Genomic DNA, 22,832 nt, shown 5'->3' on the forward strand with positions numbered 1-22,832 from the left:
CTTCGGCGCGATGCGGCTATCCGTATAAACGATGAAGGAGAACAAGATGAGAATAGGCAGACTAGAAGAGAATCCGATTATTTCGACTAACCATGTGAAGCCCAGTAGACCCGATTTTAAAGTCGTCGGCGTGTTCAATGCCGGGGTGGCTGCCATCAATGACGAGATCGTCTTGCTGCTCCGAGTTGCGGAGATGCCCGTCCATGTGCCGGGAAACTATATAGCCGTACCCGTATTGAACGAGCAGGATGGGACGCTCGAGATCAAATATCTGAACAAGAACGATCCTAGATATAACTATGAAGATTCGCGTGTCGTGAAAGAACAAGGACGGTACGCTTATTTAACCTCGATATCGCATCTGCGGGTTGCGCGAAGCAAAGACGGAGTCCGGTTCGTTATCGACGAGCATCCGTCGTTGTTTCCGATTGATGCCGAGGAGACTTGGGGTATCGAGGATCCGAGGATCACTCAGCTGGGCAATCGTTATTACATCACTTATAGTGCCGTATCTCCCAAGGGCGTAGCGGTAAGATTGGCGGTAACGGACGATTTTCATAACTTTGAGAGACTTGGATTAATTCTGCCGCCGGAAAATAAAGACGTTGCGATCTTTCCTGGTAAAATTGAAGGCAAGTACTTTATGCTGCATCGTCCTGTCCCGAAATCAATCGGTTCGCCGGAGATGTGGATTGCGGAATCTCCGGATCTGATGCACTGGGGAAATCATCGGTTCCTGATCGGCTTAAGTGAGCAAAGCTGGGATAACGGGAGAATCGGCGGAGGCGCGGTACCCTTTCTAACGAATGATGGGTGGCTTGAGCTGTATCATGGAGCCGATGTGAACGATCGATACTGTATGGGAGCAGTACTGCTGGATAGGAAGGATCCTGGGAAGGTGCTTGCCAGGTCCCGTGTTCCGGTCTTGATGCCCGAAACGGATTATGAGATGAACGGATTCTTCGGCGGTGTCGTGTTTTCCTGCGGCGTGTTGCTGATGGATCAAACCGTACGCATGTATTACGGTGCGGCGGATGAGGTGATGGCTTGCGCGGATCTTTCTCTCGAGGATATTTATCGTACGTTCTGAATTTCATCATTGTAAAAACCAGAACTATCGAAAACCGAGCCTGCTGGGTACAATAGAGTTATTCCAACAGGTGTGAGGGACTATTATGCGTAGAATAAAAAGACTGAAATGGTCTCTTCATAAAACATATCTCCGAGTGTTTGCCACATTCGCGATCCTCTTTACGATTATCGTAACTGTCTTTTCATTGTACCTTGTCCAAATTTTTTCTATGTCTGCGCGTGAGGAAATCGACCAGGCTGCCCAAACCCAGCTCGGCCAAATCATTGAAAACACGAAGTTTACCCTCTATAAGCTGCGCCTCTATGGAATGAGGATGTATGAGGACGAGACTGTACAAGGATGGTTCACGGATTACGATGATCCTCAACTGCTTGTCAGGTTGAACAATAATATCAAGAAATATATCTCTTCAGAACCCTTTATCTATAATATCGATTTGATCAGCACTTCCGGAAAGCGCGTGTTGACCTCGCGCGAAGCCATGTTCGATTATAGTGAATTCTATGATCAGCCACTGCTGCAGGAAATAGTTGAAGGTTCCGAACCGTATCTTCGATTTAGCAGACATGATTATCTTTCGGAATCCTTCATTAAACTGGCTGTCCGCGCGATAGGTTTAAAGAAGCCTGAAGGTTATTTGATTATGCTGCTTGATCAGAAGTTGTTTGAACGCTATGTCATGCAGTCAAACGATCAAAGCTTAGTGAAAATCATCATAACCGATCCTTCTAGCAATCCGATCATCGGTGAAGTGCCGGAGAATTTGGCGCAAGCGATTCCAGATAAATCGCAAGCCGAGACGGGAACGTTCGGATGGGAGAACGGCAAGCAAAAATGGACCGTTCGGTACAGCAAAATTGATCCGGAGGGCTGGACGGTCTACCAATTCATGCCTTGGGAGATGTGGAAGAGCAAAGTATCCCATTTGAGGAATGTGATTCTGCTTTCTGCGGGCGGAATGTTTTTACTGACTTTGTTTTTTGTGTTCTGGATCTCAAGAAGAAATTACTTGCCATTCAGCGACCTGGTCGGCTTGCTTCATAAGAATGAGGGCCGACATGACGACGCGATTCGCGATAAAGCCGAATATGAATTGATCCGAAGCGGCATTCGCAAGCTGGTCGTTCAAGTCGAACAAATGGATCAGTCGATTAAGTCCAGCCAACACATTATTCGGGAAGATCTGCTTAGGCAATGGGTGCAGAACGGAAACTTGCCGGAATTGACGCTCGTTTCCCTCCGGCAATTGACCCCGATCGCCGGCGCCCGAAGATTGAGACTTGCGGTCGTAAGGATCGAATCGTACCCTTCCTTCGAAGAGGAATATACGTATTATTCTCGCAGGCTGCTTAAATACGCAATGGGTAATATCGTAGAAGAGACGATGCGGAATCGCCGAATTACAGCAGCATCGATAGACTTTAAAGACGACCATCTCGTCGTTCTTATGGCGGATCCGACGGATGATGGCGAGTCTCGCGCCGCTTTGGCGGAAGCGAAAGAGAATGTGAGCCGCTATCTCAACATCAATTGCGTATGCGCGTTTTCAACAACCTTCAAGGATTCCTTTGATCTGAACGCGCTATACCGTGATGTGCTCGAGATTTCTTACATCAAGTTTTTAACCGGAGAAGAGAAGATTTATGATCATTCGGACCGTCAGTCTTTGCTGGGAAAATCATCGGAGGATATTCCGAACGACTTAATCAAAACCTTGATCCAGACAGTCAATAAAGGCAATGAAGCTGAGACGGCGAAAGTGATGGATGATATTTTTCAATGGCTTCGGCAATTGCCTTTCGAGGAGTGCAAATTCCATCTAGCCCGTCTTATGTATGAAATCGCGAAAACTTTCCTTCAAACGGATACTCTTCAGAATTGGCAAGGGATTAATCTGAAGCTTGAACAGTATGGCAGTTTAAATGAAGTGAACGAGTGGCTGAGGAAAGAAATCCAAGTCGTGCAAGAGAAGGTAAAGAAACCTGGCCGGGAGAAGCGCAAAGAGGATGTAGCTGCAGCTGTCGTCAATTTCGTCAACCAAAATTTGCACAATCCTATCCTCTCGATCGAAGACATCAGTTTGCACATCGGGCTTTCGCCGAACTATGTGCGGACCATATTCAGGGATACATTGCAGGTGAGCTTGTCGGATTTCATTCTTGTACAGCGCATTGAAAAGGCGAAACAGCTGCTCCATTCCACCGAATGGCCGGTATCGCAAATAGTTGAGGCAGCCGGGTTTCAAGCGAAAAGCCATTTCTTTACGGCATTTAAGAAAGCGACAGGCATGACGCCCAAGCAATTCCGCGAAACAACGGAAGAGTTGAATTAAACCACTTGCGAGATCTTCATTAGAACAAAAGTATCTACACCATGGGCTTCTTCAATCCATTAAATAGAAATCGTTAACTACTACTTTTGAGCTTGAAAAAGGAGAGCCATAGAATGGATAACCAAATACAAAGGTTTAAGAGGTGGATATGTCTTACTACTGTTTGTTTATTGATATCATCGATATTCGTATACTCGCCCGTATCGGCGAGCACTCCCGAAGAGACGAATGCTTCCCAAGAGGTCGATGATATGAAAATGATGAAAAAGCGTATGGTTGATTTTTACATCTCCAAAGATATCATAAACGATGGAACGAACGGTCGAGTCGAATGGACCTTCAAATCACAGGCTGGCACTTACTTATCCAATCAAAACCCGGATGGAAGCTGGGGGGATGTCGATTACACGAGTACAACTTCCGCCGCCAATGGGAGAGGTTGGTCACCCTACCTTGCATTAGATCGGATGCAATCGATGGCTCAGGCGTTTGCTGACCCCAATGATCCAAACTATCATAGTGAAGCGCTGCTAGGTGGTATTAAAAAGGCGCTGAACTATTGGTTTACGGTAAAGCCGACTTCAACCAACTGGTGGGAGACCGGAATCGGTAAACAATTAAGGTTGGGAAAAATTGCACTTTTATGCGAAGGCTATTTAACTGCAGAGCAAGTTTCCAATATTATAGGCACGTTAGACAGCAACCCTCACACTGTCGATGGAGCCAACTCGTCTTGGTACAATCAAAATTATATGTACCGCGGCTTATTGCTGGAGGATGCTCAGATCGTTCGGAACGCCGTGAATGCATTTAACGTGCTGTCGAATGTGACGACGACTGTGACGGGAATCCAGTCGGACATGTCTTTTTTCATGCATGGCAAAACGAATTATACGACGGGCTACGGAAGAAGCTTTGCCAGAGATATGTCATTCTGGGCGTACATTACTTCGGGTACCGTGTTCTCGTACAGCAAGGCAGCGATTGATTCGTTATCTTCATACTTGTTGGACGGCACCAGGTATCTCGTGAGAGGTGATGTTGCCGATCTGGGCATGGGGATGAATGGACCTGATTGGCCGGGTTATCCGAGCGCGGCTTTGACCTTCTATGAAGATCCGCTCTTGTGGATGCAGATGGCCAATCCAATGAGGGCTGGGGAGTTTGCGAGTTTCCTAGACAATATTCGCAACTTCGGCACGAGCACGAGCAACGGACAGAACTCCAACAATATGACGCAATGGCAGACGCTTGTTTCCTCACATATGCGAAATGGCTACGGAATTACGGTCAAGATGTCTTCCAGCACGGTTAAAGGAGGCGAATGGAGAACGATTAATCCAGGCGGATTTAACCTTCTGTACTGGACGCCGCAAGGAGCCACCGCCATTCAGAGAACCGGCGACGAATACAGACCCATATATCCGCTGATGGATTGGGCCCATGTTCCCGGTACGACGGCCCCCTACGCACTCACGAAAGACGGGAACTTCAACAACCCCAAAACGTATGTAGGCGGAGTGACTAATGAGCGTTATGGGGCCACCGCGTATGATTTTAACAAGCTGAATACAAGCGGAAAGAAAGGCTACTTCTTTTTCGATAATGAAATGGTGGCGCTTGGTGCAGGAATCGCTTCGACGAACAACGCTCCTATCCACACGACATTGAACCAAAGTCAAGCGATAGGCGATATTCTCGTAGATGGCAATCCGATAGCAGACGGAACGATGCAATCAAACGGACGCTGGGCATATAACGATAATATCGGCTATATATTCCCGAATCCTACGGATTTTCAAGTAAAACGGGAGACGAAAACCGGAAGCTGGAGCGACGTGATTTCGGGAAGTTCACCGGAACCGATCACCAAATCGATTTTTTCCATTTGGCTTGATCATGGCGTGAAACCCACAAACGCCTCCTATCAGTACATTGTATTGCCAAACAAAACTTCTGAAGAGGTCGGCAGCTACGCGAGCGACAACCCGATAAGTATTCTTTCGAATACCTCATCCGTCCAGGCTGTCCGGCATCAGACTCTGAGAATTGCGGAATTGCTGTTTTATCAACCCGATACGGTGACGGTGAAAGGCGGTTTGACTGTCACGGTAGATAAACCCGCCATGGTAATCATTGACGAATCCGCAGAGCCTGTTCGTATCTCAGTTGCCAATCCCGAAACACCGGGGATTACAGTGAAAGTGACGCTGGATCGAAACGGAGAAAAATCCACGACAAGCTATAGACTCGGCAAGGATACGTTTACCGGTCGAAGCATTACTATAAACGAGGGAACCTCCATTGACGACAGCGGATTCGATCTCGCTTACGATAAAGGCTCGACCGCTTCATCCAGCAAAGGCAAACAATTCGCCTCGAATGCTACGGATATTTACAGAACTTCGTATTGGGGTTCAAACGCTTCGAATAATGAATGGATTTATGTTGATTTGCAAAATCAATATTCGATCAATAAAGTTAGGTTAAATTGGGAGAAGGCGTACGGGAAAAGTTATAAAATTCAAGTATCGAACGATGCTGTCACCTGGACGGACGTTTACACAACGGTGATGGGAGACGGCGGAATCGACGACATTTCTTTTGGCAAGGTTAGTAGCAGGTATGTTCGGATGCAGGGAGTTCGGCAGGGTACCGGAGATGGCTACTCACTTAATGAATTTAAGGTGTATGAAGCAGTAGCCCCCAATCTTGCGGAAGGCATGTCGGTCGTGGCAAGCTCGTCAAGAGCAGCGGACGTGAAGCCCGGTAATGCAGTCGATGGCTCATTGACGACCCGTTGGGGATCTAACTATTCCGATCCGCAGTGGATCTACGTCGATCTTGGCTCAAGCCAATCCATCCAGAAGGTCAGTCTGGGTTGGGAATCCGCGTATGGAAAGGAGTACCAAATTCAAGTTTCCGACAACGAGACGAATTGGACTACGGTTTACAGCACCACAGCCGGAGATGGCGGAATCGATGATATCTCCTTTGAACCTGTGAATGCAAGATATGTTCGGATGTATGGCACGAAAAGAGCGACCACATACGGCTACTCGTTCTGGGAATTTAAAGTGTACGGTACCGAGACCGTACAAATGCTTCCCGCTCGGATCGAACTTCAAGCAACGCCGTCTTCCGTGACGGTCGGAGGCGAAGTGTCTGTTACGGGAGTCGTCTACGACGGCGACGATCTTCCGGTCCCCGGCGTGGAGGTCGAATTAGCGGATTCGTCGGACAGCTTCGACGCTAAAGCTGTAACGGATGCGGACGGCCGATTCGGCACTGTCTTTACGACGCCGCCCGTTGCGGGAGACGTGACGATTACGGCCGCCTTGCCCGCAAGCCCGTCCGTGACGGGGGCGATTACGTACACAGCCTACTTTATTCCGGATGTTCCCGGAGTGCCGAACATTGTCACCGTGGAAGAGGGCGACGCTAAAGTCGGTCTTGGTTGGAGCCCGGTGGGCGGCGCGACGGCTTATAAAATCTATCAAAGCGTAACGTCCAGCACCTACGGAACCGAGGCCGTTACCGTTACCGGATCGATATACGGTGTCGATGTGACAGGGTTGGCCAATGGGACGACATATTACTTCGTCGTTACAGCGATGAACGAAGACGGCGAGAGCGCTGCTTCCAACCAGATCAGCGCAACGCCCAAATCGGTACCGGCAGCGCCGACGGATCTCAATGCGACAGCAGGGGACGGGCAAGTCATCATCGCGTTTAACCCTCCGGCGTCTAACGGCGGAAGCGCCGTGACCGGCTACCAGGTGATGACTTCTCCTGGAAATATACTAACATCGGGGACATCAAGCCCGATTACGGTAACGGGATTGTCGAACGGAACGACATATACATTTACGGTAAGAGCGATTAACAGCGTGGGAAGCAGTCAAGCTTCCGTTGCCTCCAATGCCGTCACGCCTAGTGCGCCGTCGTCGAGCACGACTGAAACTACAAGTTCGACTGAGAGCCAGAATCAAGGGGTGGAGATTCTGGTGAATGGTAAGGTGGAGAGTGCAGGAATTGCAACGACTACGACAAGAGATGATCAGACCGTCACGACCGTCGCGGTCGACCAGCAGAAAGTGGAGGAGAAGCTGGCGGCTGAAGGCCTGGGTGTGGTGATCACGATTCCGGTCAATACGCAATCCGACGTTATCGTTGCCGAATTGAACGGCCAGATGGTCAAAACCATGGAACAGAAACAAGCGGTCGTAGAGATCAAGACGAAGAACGCAACATATACTTTGCCGGCCAAGCAGATCAATATCAGTGCGATATCCGATCAATTTGGCCAGGACGTCACCCTGCAGGATATCAAGGTACAGATCGAAATCGGCGAGCCTGTCGCTGATATGATGAAGGTCGTGGAAAATACCGCTGCTTCCGGAAAGTTCACGCTCGTTGTGCCTCCATTGGACTTCACGGTAAAAGCGACCTCCGACAAAACGACGGTTGAGATCTCGAAGTTTAACGCATTTATTGAACGAACTATTGCCATACCGGATGGAATAGATCCCAATAAGATCACCACCGGGGCCGTGGTCGAACCTGATGGAACCGTACGTCATGTGCCGACGAAGGTCATCAACGTGGACAGCAAATACGTTGCCAAAATCAACAGCTTGACAAACAGTACGTATTCCCTTTTATGGCATCCGAAAGGATTTAAGGATGTTGCCCGGCATTGGGCGAAGGAAGCCGTCAACGACCTGGGTTCCCGAATGGTGATTAACGGGATAACGGAGGATCTCTTCCATCCGGATCAAGACATTACCCGAGCGGAATTTACGGCGATTATGGTTCGGAGCTTGGGATTGAAGCTCGAAAGCGGTAATGCCTTATTTGCAGACGTGAAGCCTTCGGATTGGTTCAGCAGTGCGGTATTGACCGCTCACTCTTATAACCTGATCAGCGGATTCGAAGACGGAACGTTCCGCCCGTCAGAGAAAATAACGAGAGAACAGGCCATGATCATCGTGGCGAAAGCAATGGCTTTAACGAATTTGGCAGAGAAGCCTCCGAACCGTTCGGCAGATGAAATGCTGAGGCCATACGATGATTCGCAAAATGTATCGGCATGGGCAAAGAATGGGGTCGCCGACAGCTTGAAAGCCGGACTTGTTTCTGGACGAACCGAGAGCCTGCTGGCTCCGAGAGCATACATTTCGAGAGCGGAAGTTGCGGCGCTTATCCATCGCTTGCTTCAAAAATCGGAATTGATCTGATCGCATGAGCGGCAGCCGGACAGAGGATCCGGCTGCCGTGTTTTGTATTTACGATTAACTCGCCTCTATTCATAAACTATTATTTTCGTTACGTATAATTGCGGATTCGAGCAAACAAGCGAAAAATCGTTGTGCGCAAATAAGCCATCACTGTGGCCTCGGAAACAACCGTCTTGGAAGGCGGTCATGGGATCGCTTGATTGGGTTATTTTTCTATCCAACTATTTTTCGACACGGTTACCATTCGTAAGTTGGATGACTCCACTACAATCCAATATATTTAGTCGGGGAGATCCCCTCTATTTTCTTAAAGTACTTACTGAAATAAAACATGTCGCCAAAACCAACTAATCTTGCAGTATCCGTTACGGAGCAGCCGTTTTCCAGAAATTCTTTTGCACGAGCGATCCGATATTTGATAATAAACTCAAAGGGAGTTTCTCCTGTTGTTTCCTTGAAGATATGCCCTAGATGGGAGGGGCTGATTTGTATACTGTCGGCCAGCTCATTTAGGGTTAACTTTCGGGTATAGTTTGCTGCAATATAGTTGATTACTTTCTCCACTTTATGAATAGAGCTGTAATTTATGGTGTTATTATCTATGTATTTAGAAATAAGAAGAAGAATTTCCATGAAGTCGGCGCGGCATCTGAACGTCCGATTCTCGTGTCCCGATGACCAATGTCGCATGAACTCTTCAAATAATTCTTTCAAACGACGGAATAGATACCGGTCCTGAATATGGCTGTGAGGCGGAAAAGGAAGTGCAACATCAAGATTGACCCAATTGCCGTTCTCCATAATAGGACAGGCATATTGAAAGTCAATGGTATAACATTTCACAAGACTATTTGGATTCGTATCGCCCCTTCTCATGTCGCCGGGTTTAAAATAAACAATATCTCCGCTTGTGGCTTTAAACTCAGCATCATTACAAAGGAGATTGGCTTCACCATCAATGATCAACATTAGATTATGATGATGAAAAACAGCATGAGGAATTTTCCAGGAAGGGGTAGCGTACCGTTTAATAGCCAGGTAAAAATGTGGAACCATGGCGTTTAAAACATCGGTAGTCTTCAAGCCATCACACCACCAAATAATCAGTATATATTACAAATCGAATCATATCATACATGCCTTGAACACTCAATATGTGCTACCATGAAATCGTAGAATAATTCATAAGGGAGTTGCGAAGATGAAGCCATATTTTGATGAACAGGAAAGTATTTATTCGAAATTGTATGACCGTACAGATGAGATTCTTGAAACCGTTGCCAATGCTTACATTGGAAGGAATCCTGCGCTTCCTTTTGAGTTCCGGAGTTTTTCACGGGAAGGTTTTCTTAAGAAGAATAATGGAAGATATAACATGAATTTAGAGGAGAAGCTGCCAGAAGCCAAACTGGGCCAGTATGCTTATGTCTTTGGTCTGCTCTGGAGCAACCATGACGGGTGGACGGACTTTGGAATGAGCTGCTATGGTCCTGCTACTGTTTATTTGAACCGAGAATTTCTGTATAGAGCCGATATTAATGAAGAAGTAAATCCCAAGATGAATAAAGGCATTCGTGCCAAATTGCAAAAGGGTTGGAATTCTGTATGCGTGAAGTTTGTGAAGACAGCAGCAGGTTTTGGCGGGATCTTTGGTACGCTGCATACAAAATGGAATCCCATGGAGTTTATGTCTCCCTTTCAGGAAAGAAAAGGACAGGCAGGCTGGATCTATTCTGATGCCATGAATGCGGACTGTTTCAGCGAAGAGCATATTCCGGAATACACAGGCCTGGAAGAGCAATCCGGCATGGTCTGGTACCCCGCTCTTTCCTGGGATGCAGAAAAAATGAAGTTGAATTCGTGCACGCGGATTTTCGGTAATACGCCCCACAAGGTGGCTTACCTCTGGTCGGAGCTTAGCCATTCCAGCGCTAGCTCAAAAGTGTGCAGCCTGATGGGGAGTTCCACCGGGAAGTTGAGGATGTGGATTGATGGCAATGAGGTGTTTTCAGGAGCGCTGAAGACATCGGATATGGCGGAATTCAAGCTGGATCCGGGGAAGCATGAGGTGCTGGTGGAATTGTGTTCCTCGGAACATGGATGGGAGTACGGCTTTAACTTTATCATGGATGGGGAAAACGTTGTGTTATCGATTCCCAGGGGTGTAAAGGGGAGCTCTGAACCATGGCTGTATCTGGGGCCTTTTGACAATCAGATGGAGGAACCCGCAGATAGCATTTGTTCCCTATACCGTTTGTTTGAGCAGGGGGATAGTCAATTCTTCTGGCAGCAGGATCGGCCGAATACATGGGTAAGACCTTACTTGGACAATGCGCTGTTCGCCAAGTGGAATTATCCCCTGGGGGTTACGCTTTACGGGTTGCTGCAGACCGGTAGGTTCTTACAGAAGCAGGGAATCCGCGATTACACGGTGAACCATATTACTGAATGCACTCGGATCTATAAATATGCGAGATGGGATGCGGAGCAGTATGGCTATCCCTCGGTAAACAATCAACTGGTGGAAATGGATATGCTGGACGACTGCGGTTCTTTCGGGTCCGCTGTGCTCGAAGCGTATAGTGACTCGCAAGATCCTCATACACCTTATTTGGTTGAACAAATCGCGAATCACATGGAATATAAACAGGAACGGCTTGGAGATGGAACCTTCTACCGCATCTGCTTGAACAGTTTCCAGGAAAATACGCTATGGGCTGACGACCTGTATATGAGCACTCCGTTCTTAATCCGCTATTATCGGCTGACGGGGAATGCCAAATATTTGGATGACGCGGCAAGGCAATTTAACCAGTTTAAGAAGTATCTGTTTATTCCTGAATTCAAGATCATGTCCCATGTGTACGACTTTAAGCACAACAAGCCGACCAATGTCCCATGGGGCCGGGGTAACGGTTGGGTGTTCTTCTCCTTGTCGGAGTTGCTGGAGGTTATGCCGGAAAACCACGTGGAGCGGGAGGACTTGCTGACATTCTACAATGAGCTTGCCGAAGGGTATATGGCTTTGCAGGGAACCAGTGGGCTGTGGCATCAGGTGTTGACTGATTCGGATTCCTACGAGGAAACCTCCTGCACCAGTATGTTTGTTTACGGTTTATCCAGAGGAGTCCGCCATGGCTGGATTAGGGATGATAGGGTGTCAATAGCGGTAAATGCGGTGAACAGAGGCTGGGAAGCCCTGACGAAATATAGCATCGACCGGTTCGGGAATGTACACGGGGTATGCAGGGGTTCCCGGTATTCCTTCACACCGGAATATTATAAGATTGAACTGAACGCGGTGACGAATGATACCCATGGTATAGGGATTGTGTTGCTGGCGGGCATCGAAACAGGTAAATTGTCGAAGTGGCTGAAACAAAAGAATTAATTGTGGTAATGCTTCTCCTCCACCCGTTGGAAGGAGCGGCGGGAGCGGTGGGGCTAATACCCACATGGTTTTTGAACATCTGGCATAAATAAGAGGTGTTCTGCAGCCCCACGGACCGGCCGATCTCTTCCACACTTTTGCCCCCTGTCCGCAGCAGGAGACAGGCTTGGCGCACACGGACTGCCGTCAGGTAGTCCGTGATGGTGCTGCCCACCGCCTGGCGGAAGGCGGTGGATATGTGGCTGGGCGTCAGGTGGACGGACTGGGCTTCCAGCCAGTCCATCACCTGCGGTCCCTGGGGTGGCGGCAGCCGGTGCAGCATGTCCTGAACACCTGCTGCTGCAGGGGCTCCTTCCACAGCCGAAGCAAAAATTGGCGCAGAGAGGGAACGCCGCCAAATGCTCCCACAACTCTCCCGGCTCAAAGTCCAGAAGGATCCGGATATACGAACAGCCCGGTTCTGTCCTACGGTCATCGCTATTGCTTATTCAATGCGTTATTTGATTATTCAGATGAAAGTTATCATGTTAATTATCAAGAAGAAAAGAATTACATAAAAAATATGTTTATAATCTAAATGCTCCAGTAAAATTCTCAACGTTTTCCAAACAAAAAAGTCACGTCATTCGTGACTTTTTTGTTTGGAAATCAATCGATCAGTGGGGAATCGGACAATGTACTTGTCAATAATCGGATAATGTTCTTGACATCCGTGTCGGGTGACAAGAACATAGTCCCATTTAATAGAGCCTTGAGATCTATCGGCAAGGGAAAAGACTTGAGTGTTGCAATCGAACGCGGAATTGTCCAATCCTTAATTATTTTTCCATATTCAGGGAAGTTGGTATCTATCCAGCGAAACATTCGATTTTTTATGTGGGCAAGGTCCTTCGACCAGGACTCCCGATTCGTTCATGATTGTGCGTAAACGCTGATATATCACTTCATTTGGGGAGTAGAGAGAGTAAAAGCCGCGACATACGGCATCTATCAACAGAGCGTCTTTCACATCATTTTTGGACTTGGAATTATCTCGATTTTCCTTGTTTCGCTTCGTTGTTAGTGAGTTCACCAGCACTAGTTCGATTTGCCTGGCAGTCAGCCAATCCGCTAAGCTAAACCAATAGTGACCTGTTGGTTCAAGTCCAATAAGCACGGAAGTGTAACCGTGACTTTCTTGGAGTTTCTGATACCTGTAGCAGTTTCGTAAAGCCGTCATCGGAATTTCTAAAAGAAGTGTATCGTCCAATCTCAATTCCACGAAAATTTACCGCACGTGCAACATTTCTCGCAGAATCCAGAAGCGGTTGCTGTAGAATTTTTCGAGCCGTGGGCGGCAGTGAATCGTGAACTTATGCTTCGAGCCGTCGAGCGCGGGGAGAGCACCGTCTATGCAGACATTGAATTGGCCTGCCAAGTCATTAATTCAATAGCTTCATATCGTGGACTGGTTCAACGCAAAACGTTCGACGTAAACTTTTATCGTATGATCATTGATGGCATTCTGCTTCCTGCCTTTAAAAAAACCGCAAGCATCTCCGGAATATTCTACTGCCACTGAATTCATTCGGAAAGTAGAGGAGGATTTATCTAGATAAAGGTGTTTCTAGATGACCGACCAATCGTCGAGTTGAACTGAATACTCAAAGAAAAACGAGCCTTAGAAGCGATTCTAAGGCTCGTTTTTAATATCAATTCTGATTTTTCGCCCATTCCTCCACATCAGCACCAGCTGGTAGGTCGTGAACTTCTTTTGAAGGATCAGTGACTGAATGCCATACTACATTTGCAACATCTATTGCATGTTTATAGGATGCCTTTGAATGTTGGAATGATTGGAAATACTCTTGAAGCGCTAAGATATAAGCCTCGGGTGCTTTTTCCTTTAAGGCCTGTGCATTTTTTTCGAATGACGTTTCAGGCGAAGCCCCGGGTCTTACGATTCGAATACGAATGTTAAAGGGCTCAACTTCAAGTGCCAATGATTTTGAAAATGCATTTACGGCAGCTTTACTGGCGGAATAGACTGAAAGAAATTTAACAGGTTCGTAAGTCACTGAAGAAGAGATGGTTTAAAGGAGATTTGCTACCTGTTCCATTTCGCATACCTGAAATTCTTTTTGTTGGTGCCATCATATAGTTTATCCAAAATATAGATTTGCAACCATGTTCCCAAAATCCATGTAGTAGAAAAAACACCAAACCCCCACCAATACTTAAAGACGTTAAAATTAAGTATATATAAAAGATAATGTTGCAAGAAGAGAAAACCTGATACAATAATATACCACCACCACTTAGGCTTTAAAAAATATATGGTCATTGCAATACTTCCCTGTATAAATGTTAAACCGGCATACATAGAAGCTGCATTGGCGGAAGGGGTCGAAAACAAATTGGCTGTTAACGTCTGAACTCCAAACAAATACATGAACCAGCCAGGTGATGTGAACCAATTTAAACCCAATAATCCAAACAAAATATAAATAAAATTCAAAACTCGGCCGTTTCCTTTTAGGCTTTTCATATATATTAATTTTGTTACACCAAAAAGAATTATAAGACCAACAAATGTCATCCATGTCCGGTACCAATTATGACTATAAATACCTAAATATAAAAATAACTCTTCTACAAGGCAGTATAGAATGATACTAATTACATACCAATAAAATTTTAGATTACGAGCTGCTAGCAAGATAGCTGTTGCTGATACAGACACCTGTGAAAAATAATTACCAATAATCGATTCATTGTGCCAATAATATTCAGCATGAGGAAGCTTAAAATGTTGCCATGATTCTGGTAAAATCTTGGGGTAGTATGAATAAGACTTAAAATCAGCCATGATAATAATTTCACACATAACAGTTACTCCCACAATACTAATAAACAAACCCAAAATAAGCTTTTTTCTTTTGTTGTTAATTATCCCAAAAGTTAGTTCTATAATAGAGGCAACTCCTAAAATTATATACCAAATTGTATTGGTCCAGAAATATTTCATTCTATGCTCCTTCTTTTTTGATTTCAATATCAACTTAATAGTATAGTATTCAACCAAAAAATACATTTCATACTGAAATGACATTTGTCATAATCCTGAGCCCCTGATAAGCAAGGATTTTCAGGCACAAAAAAGGGACTTCACCCCAATTTTGAACTGTGACCCGTTTGATAAACACTTTGAAGAAAGTGACCCTCTTACGGGTCATTTGTGTTTTAATCAAGTTTTATGGGCACCACCGGATGAGCCCACAGGTGGGCTTGACTCGAAGACGGGTGTGGAGATTATGGATATATTCAGGCGGCTGAATGAGCAGGGGCGGACAATTATTGTGATTACACATGATCGGCAGGTTGCGCAGCAAGCGAAGCGGGTTGTGAGGTTTCGGGATGGACGGTTGGTTTATTGAAACAAACAATATGTAACAAAGATCTGCCTTACGATAAAATCGTAGGGCTTTTGAACTTTTAAAATTCAAGATAAACCCATAAGTTTGCCGTTTTGGAACGTTATGCAGCTGTTGCTGAGCCTGAAAGCTGAATGAGTCTCGCCAGTTTCCTAGTTGGTGGTATTTTTAGTGAAAGGAGTAAGTCTGAAAAGTATATAATTTAGCACGAATTTTTTTATGGGCATGGCACTCAGAATAGGATAATCTAGAAAGAGGCACTGACGAAGCGGTCAGTGTCTCTTCTTACTATTTCTTGAAGGAGTTGACACCTTGTTTACCGACCGATTTCGCCGTATATCCTTCAAGGATATGAAGATCAAACATAAGCTGATGGGCGTCATGATGTTGTTGATTATAATTTTTTGTATAGTCGTCATTGCTTGTCTGCAATTCATTTTTCATGCTTATGATGAAATGCTATATGGGCAATCTGCTCAAACCATCAATAATTCGATTGGTGATATCGAGAATGAAATTAGCAATATTGAAAAGCTGTCACTGACAATCGCTGCTGATACGCGGATTCAAGAACAACTTTCCAAAGTAAAGGAAATGACCAATGAATATGACAGGGCGCTAGCATTAACAGAATTCAAGAATAAAATATTTGTCTATATGTTGACTGAAAAGCATATTTCATCCATCCAATTTATGAATGATTCGGGGTATAGTTTGCTGGTTGGTCAGAGTGCACAGATGCCAGATGAAAGTAAGAAAGAAGAAGTTTTCATTAAAGCGAGGCATGCCAAGGGAGGCAATGTGTGGGTTGAACCCGATGCCACGCATCCATACTTACTAGCTGCTAGAGAGATACGTTCGACAGGAGCAGATTTATTGGAGCCGCTAGGTACACTTTTATTTCAAGTGAATTTAGACTCTGTTGTGCAGCAGCATCAAACTGTCACCAAAGAAAGCGGATTGCTATACATCTGGAAAGACAATCAGCCCATTTATACGCATGATAAGGGTTTTGAGCCTCCAGCCGATATTCGCGAGACCAAACAAGGCTTTACCATACAGAAGATAGATGGGATGAGCTCTTTCATCGCTTATACGACTTCTCGAGAAACGGGATGGACCTATTACAGTGTCTTATCCTATAACAATATATTTAAGAAGAAAAATGATTTGCGCTTTGCTCTTCTTGTAGTCGTAATACTCTTATTCATAACTGTCATTGCGATTAGTTACCGATTTGCAAGAGGGATCACGAAACCAATTGAACTCTTAACGCAGCAAATGAGGTATGCCGAGAAAGGTGATTTCGGATTGATTGTTACCAATTCCCGGGAATTCGACCGATCCGATGAAGTCGGCTATTTGCAGAAAAGGTTTTTCATTATGATTCAGAGAATTGACGCGCTGATCGAAGAGAATTATACCCGGCAACTGATGTTGAAGGATACGGAATATAGGGCATTACAAGCGCAAATTAACCCTCATTTCTTGTACAACACGCTGACCTCAATCAATTGGATGGCAAGGGTAAGCGGGCAAGCAGCTATATCCAGTATGGTAGAAGCTCTGAGCAGACTGCTACGGAACGCTATCAGCAATAATGTACAAGACATTACCATTGGTGAGGAAATGGCTTCGAACCCATTCTTGGCAGCTCCGATCAAATGTAAGCCATGCTCTTTCCAATTAATTAGAGCAGCAATACTGTCTCTGGATAACTTCTCGTCGTCAACCAATAAAACCTTATACAACTGACTCACTCTCCTTCGGAAGTTTAATCGTAACCTGAGTACCATTCCCCGCTTTACTATTGAAATAAAGTCCAGCCGATTCCCCGAGCGGGCACTTGAATCATATTGTGCGCAAAGCTATCGGCATGGGTATGAAGCCCGAGCAGGCCATTTATGCCAGCACACTCTCTCCAGCCAAGCGGATGCGGATGTATGACCGCGGGGTAATCGCCCCTGGCAAGATAGGCGATTTCCTGCTGCTTTCCAATCTAGAACAGCTAACGATTGAGAAGGTTTTCAAGGCGGGACGCGAAGTTTACGATGTGGACAAAGCTTATATACCAATCATCAAGCCTCCGGCTTTCCCTGCGCATTATTATCAGAGCGTGCAGATGGCGCCTTTAAAGGAAGCGGATTTTGTTGTCAGTATAGAAGCAGCTGACGCTGTTTATACGTGCCGCAGGATGATGGTGAAGGATGGTTCTACATTCACAGAAGAACAACAAGCTCAGGTTGAAGTTCGGCAAGGGAAGCTGCTATGGCAGGAAAGCGGCAGCGCACTCATTGCTACGTTCGAACGCTACGGGAAGAATGGCAATCGCGCCTACGGATTGATTGGCGGCGATACGATCAAGCGGGGAGCCATCGCGACGACGTACTCCCACGACAATCATAACTTGCTCGTTGTCGGGCACAATCCCGGCGATATGCAGCTTGCCGCTAACGAAGTGATTAACAATCAAGGTGGTTTCAGCGTTGTGGAAGACGGCAAAGTGATCGCGAACCTCAGGCTGCCAGTTGGCGGCATCTTAACGGAAGAGCCGCTGGAGCAGGTAGCCATGGAAGTTGAACAGCTCCGTAAAGCTATGGAATCGCTGGGCTATCAGCATTATAATCCCATCATGTCCATCAGTACGCACTCTCTACCGGTAAGTCCGGCTTTGAAAATTACGGACTTCGGTTTAATCGATGTGAATCAGGGCAAGGTAGTCCCACTTATTATTCAATAGAGCAAATGATCAAGAAAAATAAAAATCGGTAGTGAATGTTCACTTTTGTGAACATTCACTTTTTTTAATTTCTACGTGGCTATTTAATTAGTATAGCTTGATACAGTTATCTTCATTTCCCTAAGAGTGTTTAGATAATCGGCAGTTTTTGATGGTTTGTTGAGTAATCCACACATCGTGAGGAGTTGATTATTGCAAGTATTTCGTTTCCGTTTAGAATAATAAACGTGAGTTGATTAAACAATCAAATTGAAGCAGGGAATAAGCATATTTTCGATCGATCAGTTAATGCTGGAAGGTAGTGGCTTTCTACACGGGTTCCTTTGAGGGCAATTTTTAAAAGAGAGGTTCTGTTATTTTGCAAAAACGAAATCATTTGCTTATTTTTATTCTGACAGTAGGCGTTTTCGGCATCTTAAATACCGAAATGGGAGTTATTGGAATACTGCCTTCCATTGCGGAACACTATCATATAAGTATTTCCAAGGCAGGATGGTTGGTGAGTTTTTTTGCCATAGCTGTTGCAGTATCCGGGCCAACGATGCCGTTATTGTTTTCGGGGATCAATCGAAAGAAAGTCATGTTACTCGTACTTGGCGTTTTCGTAGCGGGAAATATAGTATCCATTTTTGCGTCAAGTTTTTCAATCGCATTAATTGCTCGTGTCATACCAGCCTTTTTTCACCCTGTCTATTGTTCATTAGCGTTCACGGTAGCAGCTGATTCGGTAAACGAGGAAGAAGCGCCAAGAGCAGTTTCCAAAATTCTTATTGGCGTATCGGCCGGCATGGTAATCGGTGTACCTATTGCAAGTTTTATTGCTAGTGCATCCTCTCTACAAATGGCAATGGTTTTCTTTGCTGTTGTAAATGTTGTGGTTTTCCTAGCTACGTTGATATTTATACCATCTATGCCTGTGAAGGATAGACTTTCTTACGGGGCTCAATTGTCTGTATTAAGAAAAACAATTACTTGGCTCTCCATTGTGACCGTCATTTTGTTCAATTCATYCGTTTTTGGCGTTTATAGTTATCTTGCTGAATATCTGAAAATAGTGTCAAATATGTCTATGAATACAATTAGTTTCATGTTGTTCATGTACGGCGGAGCCAATATAATCGGAAATGTGGTCGCAGGTAAATTGCTCACGAATCGTGCCATGAGATCTGTTGTCGCTTTTCCTTTTGTTTTGGGGGCTGTTTACATTGTGTTGTTCTTCTTTGGAAAGTTTAGCATTCCGATGGCCATCATTACATTAATCTGGGGTATAGTAGCGGGTATTGGAGGGAATATCAATCAATACTTAATGATGTCTGCAGCACCAGAAGCACCTGATTTCGCTAATGGCTTGTTTCTAACAGCAGCAAATTTAGGGACAACCTTGGGTACGGCTGTTGGCGGGTTATTTATCTCAGGAATGGGTATACAATACGTCGTAATGGTGGGATTACTTTCATTGGTATTGAGTTCAGTAACCATTTTGCTAAGAAGGTACATGTTTACCTCTACTCAACAACTTTCTAGATAAGGGCTTGCTATTTGAAATTGAAGGAGGGCTTATCATAAGCAATCATCCGAGTACGGAATGATGAACGAGATGTCKGAGCGAGGAGTGGGGGCCTACAAGTTGTCCAAACTTGCCCTTAATGGATTGACTCGATTGGTTGCCGTAGAAGTCCAGGGCGATATCAAAATCAACGCAGTCTGTCCGGGATGGGTAAGAACGGATATGGGGGTCCAGCAGCCCCTCGAAAGCCCAATCAAGCAGCGGAGTCTATCCTTTGGTTAGCGACGATTGGACCTGAGGGACCCCAGGGAGGATTCTTCAGAGATGGAAAAGCGATCAATTGGTAAGAGAGGCGCTGAGCGGCAGCTAGTAACCATTTAATAACAGGCGAAGCGGGTTGTGAGGTTTCGGGATGGGCGGTTGTTGTAAGAAACATACAGAAATAAAGAAATGGATTGCTGATTTTAAGGCAATCCATTTCTTTTGTTGATACAAGCTTATGCCAGCAGCGTATTTAATTGATTTGAATGTACACCTTGTCTGTTACCACTTGTACGGGATAGGTAGTCAATTGCTCACAGGCTGGCTTCCTACTGGCCTGACCCGTCGTATAGTCGAATCGGCCATTGTGCTTCGGACACTCAATCAAATGACCAATGACGAGTCCATTAGCGAGATGCACCTTCTCGTGTGTGCAAAAGCCATCAGTCGCATAATAGCCATTGTCCTGTGAGCGATAAATGGCAAAGGTTCGGTTCTCGTAATCGAACCGAATCACATCCTCTTGCTCAATGTCATTCACTGTGCATGCTTCAATCCAACCTTTTAATTGCATGTTAATTCCCTCCCGATAATTTCCGCCTCTGTTGGAGTACACTTCGCTGATCCATACTTGTAAGGCTGAGCTGAGGCTGGAAGAATACGCTGGATTGTATACCCAGGATCTTTGCCTTGACGAATCAAGGCATCCGTTACTTCCTTGACTGCCTCCCACACACTTCGATTCGGCTGAGGAAAGTCTTCCTTGAGTTCTTCGTGCAGCAGAGGCAGTGCATGATAAGGCACCATAGGAAACATGTGGTGTTCAATATGGTAATTCATATTCCAATACAGAAATCTGAAAATGGGATTCATATAGATTGTCCGCGAATTCAAGCGGTGGTCTAGAACATCTTCATGTAAACCGAGGTGTTGTAAGAGACCGAAAGTCAGCATTAAGGAAGCACCGTAAAAAGAAGGAAGGACAATGAACATAGCTGGTAAAATACTTCCAGTGAAGATACAAAGTCCAATGACAATTAAGAATATGAGGACATAGACCCGAGCTTCCCAGAACGTTTTACGAAATTCAGATGGTGGTAAATAAGTTCGTTGTTCCTCATCCACAATGCCAAAGCAATGAAAGAACATGCGCTTCATATCCTTGGGTCCGCCGTATAAATGAAGGAATTCCATGCCAATAATACGCCACACAGGTGGACGTGGTTGAGCGATCTCTGGATCCAAACCAACAATATATGTGTCGGTGTGATGCCGTGTGTGACTCCAACGCCAAGGCGTAGCGGGACGCAGCACCATGAAGGATGCGAGTTGATAGATAAGCTCATTCATCCATGAAGTTTTGAAGGCTGTTCCGTGACCACATTCGTGCCACCGCGAATCACCTGGAGAGGAGTAGAGGATGCCATATAGGAAAAATGCAGGCAGTGCCCACCAGGTGCCCCACGAATGATAGGCTAATATTCCCATACCAGTCAGGAGAGCGAACCAGATGAGTGTATCCCGAATCGCAGGTCCATCTCGGCGCTGCATAAGTTCCTTGAGTCGTTTGCGAGGGATGGGACTGCTGTACCATTCTGCTGAAGATAGTCCTTTTTCAATGGCGCGTTCTCGTTCTGGTCCTGTAAGACGGTAATCTCTAGGGTAACTTGTCTGAATACTCATGATAATCTCCTCCACTATAAGGTGGTTGCCATCATTGTGTGCGAAGAACGTCGCTCAACAAACCGGGTATCGACCCTGATTTTGGATGTTATTTCTAGCCCAACTTCGATAGATTCAATAACTAAATCTACGGCTAATTGAGCCATTCGCTGTTTCTCAACATGGATCGTTGTTAACTCAGGTGAAATGATTTGTGATTCTGTAATGTTATCAAATCCAATAACGGAAACTTCCTCTGGTATCCGAATACCAAGCTCGGTTAATGTTTTCATTGCACTAATCGCGATATAATCACATTCGCAAAAAAGAGCCGTCGGCAGGTTACGACCTGTCTCCAAGTAAGTTTTGATTTGGGCTTTCAGATTATCCTGTGATGAAAGCATTGTCGGTGCCACAGAAAAGCAGTGTTCTGGATTGATCTGTCTATCATATGCCTTAAGTGCTTCTTGAAAACCTTCTTTTCGCTCCTCGAAGTTATGGATATGAACATTTGAAGCTATATATCCGATTTCATGATGCCCCAATTTGCATAAGTGAGCCCCCGCTTGATAAGCACCCATCCTATTATTGATCCCGACAAAATGAACAGGTAATGTATCAAAACAGTTGTCAAGTACGACAAGTCGAGGGCTTAGCCGATTTGCGATTTCCAATATATCAACTGAGGTTAGGTTTGTACCAAGAACAATGACACCATCACTCTGATTATCCTCAGAAAACGTACGAATTTCTTGTTCGAAGTTGGCCATATTGATTGTTGAAAAAAGCAAAGAGTAACCTTTGGCCCGACATCGTTCTTCGATGAAATGAATCAATTCTCGAAAGAAAGGTTGCTGGTAGTACGCTTCGAGGACGATCCCTGAATTCGTAAACACCAAAAATGTTAAGGATTTCACGGAGCCTTCATTTGTTGATAATCTCGGCTTGGGTGCATAGCCGTTTTCTCGAGCGATTTCAAGAACGCGCTCTCGCGTTTCATTGCTTATTCCAGGTTTCCMACTAAGAGCAAACGAAACAGCTGATTTGGACACGCCTGCTAGTTTAGCGATATCTTCCATTTTCATATTAATTAATCCCCATTCGCTAAAGTTGTTTAGTTAGGTTTAGTTTATAATAGATTGATCATTTGTACAATAGGGGGAAACGATCTAACTAAAGATTATATAAAAATA

14 protein-coding genes and 4 pseudogenes are annotated in these 22,832 nt (G+C 45.3%); 10 read left to right on the forward strand and 8 right to left on the reverse strand.

Annotation, left to right across the window (positions count from 1 at the left end; all coding sequences use genetic code 11):
• The first annotated feature begins 46 nt into the window (after positions 1 to 46).
• The 3 genes from AB4114_RS15060 (at position 47) to AB4114_RS15070 (ending at position 8,665) form a co-directional block, all read left to right on the forward strand.
• Positions 47 to 1,090 (forward strand): glycoside hydrolase family 130 protein, encoded by a 1,044-nt coding sequence (locus AB4114_RS15060; protein ID WP_441989163.1) that lies wholly within the window; start codon positions 47 to 49, stop codon positions 1,088 to 1,090.
• A gap of 85 nt (positions 1,091 to 1,175) precedes the next feature.
• Positions 1,176 to 3,425 (forward strand): AraC family transcriptional regulator, encoded by a 2,250-nt coding sequence (locus tag AB4114_RS15065; RefSeq protein WP_441989164.1) that lies wholly within the window; start codon positions 1,176 to 1,178, stop codon positions 3,423 to 3,425.
• A gap of 251 nt (positions 3,426 to 3,676) precedes the next feature.
• On the forward strand, positions 3,677 to 8,665 hold the full coding sequence (locus AB4114_RS15070) for a polysaccharide lyase family 8 super-sandwich domain-containing protein (protein WP_441989165.1): 4,989 nt from the start codon (positions 3,677 to 3,679) through the stop codon (positions 8,663 to 8,665).
• Between the two features lie 264 nt (positions 8,666 to 8,929).
• Here the strand turns inward: AB4114_RS15070 and AB4114_RS15075 are convergent, their stop codons facing one another.
• Complete coding sequence (locus tag AB4114_RS15075) at positions 8,930 to 9,748, reverse strand: AraC family transcriptional regulator (RefSeq protein ID WP_441989166.1); 819 nt, start codon at positions 9,746 to 9,748, stop codon at positions 8,930 to 8,932.
• A gap of 118 nt (positions 9,749 to 9,866) precedes the next feature.
• Here AB4114_RS15075 and AB4114_RS15080 point away from each other — a divergent pair, with 118 nt between their 5' ends.
• Positions 9,867 to 12,056: a glycoside hydrolase family 88/105 protein gene (locus AB4114_RS15080; protein ID WP_441989167.1), complete on the forward strand. Its 2,190-nt coding sequence runs from the start codon at positions 9,867 to 9,869 to the stop codon at positions 12,054 to 12,056.
• A 58-nt stretch (positions 12,057 to 12,114) separates the two neighbouring features.
• Here the strand turns inward: AB4114_RS15080 and AB4114_RS15085 are convergent.
• Both AB4114_RS15085 and AB4114_RS15090 read right to left on the reverse strand, forming a co-directional pair.
• Positions 12,115 to 12,531 (reverse strand): annotated as a pseudogene (locus tag AB4114_RS15085) (helix-turn-helix transcriptional regulator); the annotation flags it as partial.
• Between the two features lie 357 nt (positions 12,532 to 12,888).
• On the reverse strand, positions 12,889 to 13,275 hold the full coding sequence (locus AB4114_RS15090; protein WP_441989290.1) for an IS110 family transposase: 387 nt from the start codon (positions 13,273 to 13,275) through the stop codon (positions 12,889 to 12,891).
• Between the two features lie 57 nt (positions 13,276 to 13,332).
• Between AB4114_RS15090 and AB4114_RS15095 the strand changes: the two genes are divergently transcribed.
• On the forward strand, positions 13,333 to 13,617 hold the full coding sequence (locus AB4114_RS15095) for a TetR-like C-terminal domain-containing protein (RefSeq protein ID WP_441989168.1): 285 nt from the start codon (positions 13,333 to 13,335) through the stop codon (positions 13,615 to 13,617).
• A gap of 130 nt (positions 13,618 to 13,747) precedes the next feature.
• Here AB4114_RS15095 and AB4114_RS15100 read toward each other — a convergent pair whose 3' ends face one another.
• Together AB4114_RS15100 and AB4114_RS15105 are read right to left on the reverse strand one after the other, a co-directional pair.
• Positions 13,748 to 14,125, reverse strand: coding sequence for an SDR family NAD(P)-dependent oxidoreductase (locus AB4114_RS15100; protein ID WP_441989291.1), 378 nt, complete (start codon positions 14,123 to 14,125; stop codon positions 13,748 to 13,750).
• 17 nt (positions 14,126 to 14,142) lie between these two features.
• Positions 14,143 to 15,063, reverse strand: a complete 921-nt coding sequence (locus AB4114_RS15105; RefSeq protein WP_441989169.1) for a hypothetical protein — start codon at positions 15,061 to 15,063, stop codon at positions 14,143 to 14,145.
• 241 nt (positions 15,064 to 15,304) lie between these two features.
• On the opposite strand from AB4114_RS15105, the pseudogene AB4114_RS15110 reads away from it, so the two are divergent.
• The 5 genes and pseudogenes from AB4114_RS15110 to AB4114_RS15130 all read left to right on the forward strand — a co-directional run.
• A pseudogene (locus AB4114_RS15110) lies at positions 15,305 to 15,472 on the forward strand (macrolide ABC transporter ATP-binding protein); the annotation flags it as partial.
• 309 nt (positions 15,473 to 15,781) lie between these two features.
• Positions 15,782 to 17,224 carry a cache domain-containing sensor histidine kinase gene (locus AB4114_RS15115; RefSeq protein ID WP_441989170.1) on the forward strand — a complete coding sequence of 481 codons (1,443 nt, stop codon included), beginning with the start codon at positions 15,782 to 15,784 and terminating at the stop codon, positions 17,222 to 17,224.
• Between the two features lie 85 nt (positions 17,225 to 17,309).
• A pseudogene (locus AB4114_RS15120) lies at positions 17,310 to 18,209 on the forward strand (adenine deaminase C-terminal domain-containing protein); the annotation flags it as partial.
• A 358-nt stretch (positions 18,210 to 18,567) separates the two neighbouring features.
• Entirely contained in the window at positions 18,568 to 19,737 is a 1,170-nt protein-coding gene (locus AB4114_RS15125; protein ID WP_441989171.1) for an MFS transporter, read from the forward strand.
• Between the two features lie 42 nt (positions 19,738 to 19,779).
• Positions 19,780 to 20,063, forward strand: a pseudogene (locus AB4114_RS15130) (SDR family oxidoreductase); the annotation flags it as partial.
• Positions 20,064 to 20,230: 167 nt separating this feature from the next.
• Here the strand turns inward: AB4114_RS15130 and AB4114_RS15135 are convergent.
• The 3 genes from AB4114_RS15135 to AB4114_RS15145 are packed head-to-tail and all read right to left on the reverse strand — an operon-like array spanning position 20,231 to position 22,724.
• Positions 20,231 to 20,551, reverse strand: coding sequence for a MocE family 2Fe-2S type ferredoxin (locus AB4114_RS15135; RefSeq protein WP_441989172.1), 321 nt, complete (start codon positions 20,549 to 20,551; stop codon positions 20,231 to 20,233).
• A complete protein-coding gene (locus AB4114_RS15140) occupies positions 20,542 to 21,660 on the reverse strand; it encodes a fatty acid desaturase family protein (protein ID WP_441989173.1) in 1,119 nt (372 codons plus the stop codon). Before AB4114_RS15140 ends, AB4114_RS15135 begins: the two co-directional genes overlap by 10 nt.
• 14 nt (positions 21,661 to 21,674) lie before the next feature.
• Positions 21,675 to 22,724 (reverse strand): LacI family DNA-binding transcriptional regulator, encoded by a 1,050-nt coding sequence (locus AB4114_RS15145; protein WP_441989174.1) that lies wholly within the window; start codon positions 22,722 to 22,724, stop codon positions 21,675 to 21,677.
• Between the last annotated feature and the right edge of the window lie 108 nt (positions 22,725 to 22,832).

Origin of the sequence: Paenibacillus sp. 2RAB27, assembly GCF_052115445.1 — a bacterium.
Lineage (GTDB): Bacteria > Bacillota > Bacilli > Paenibacillales > NBRC-103111 > Paenibacillus_E.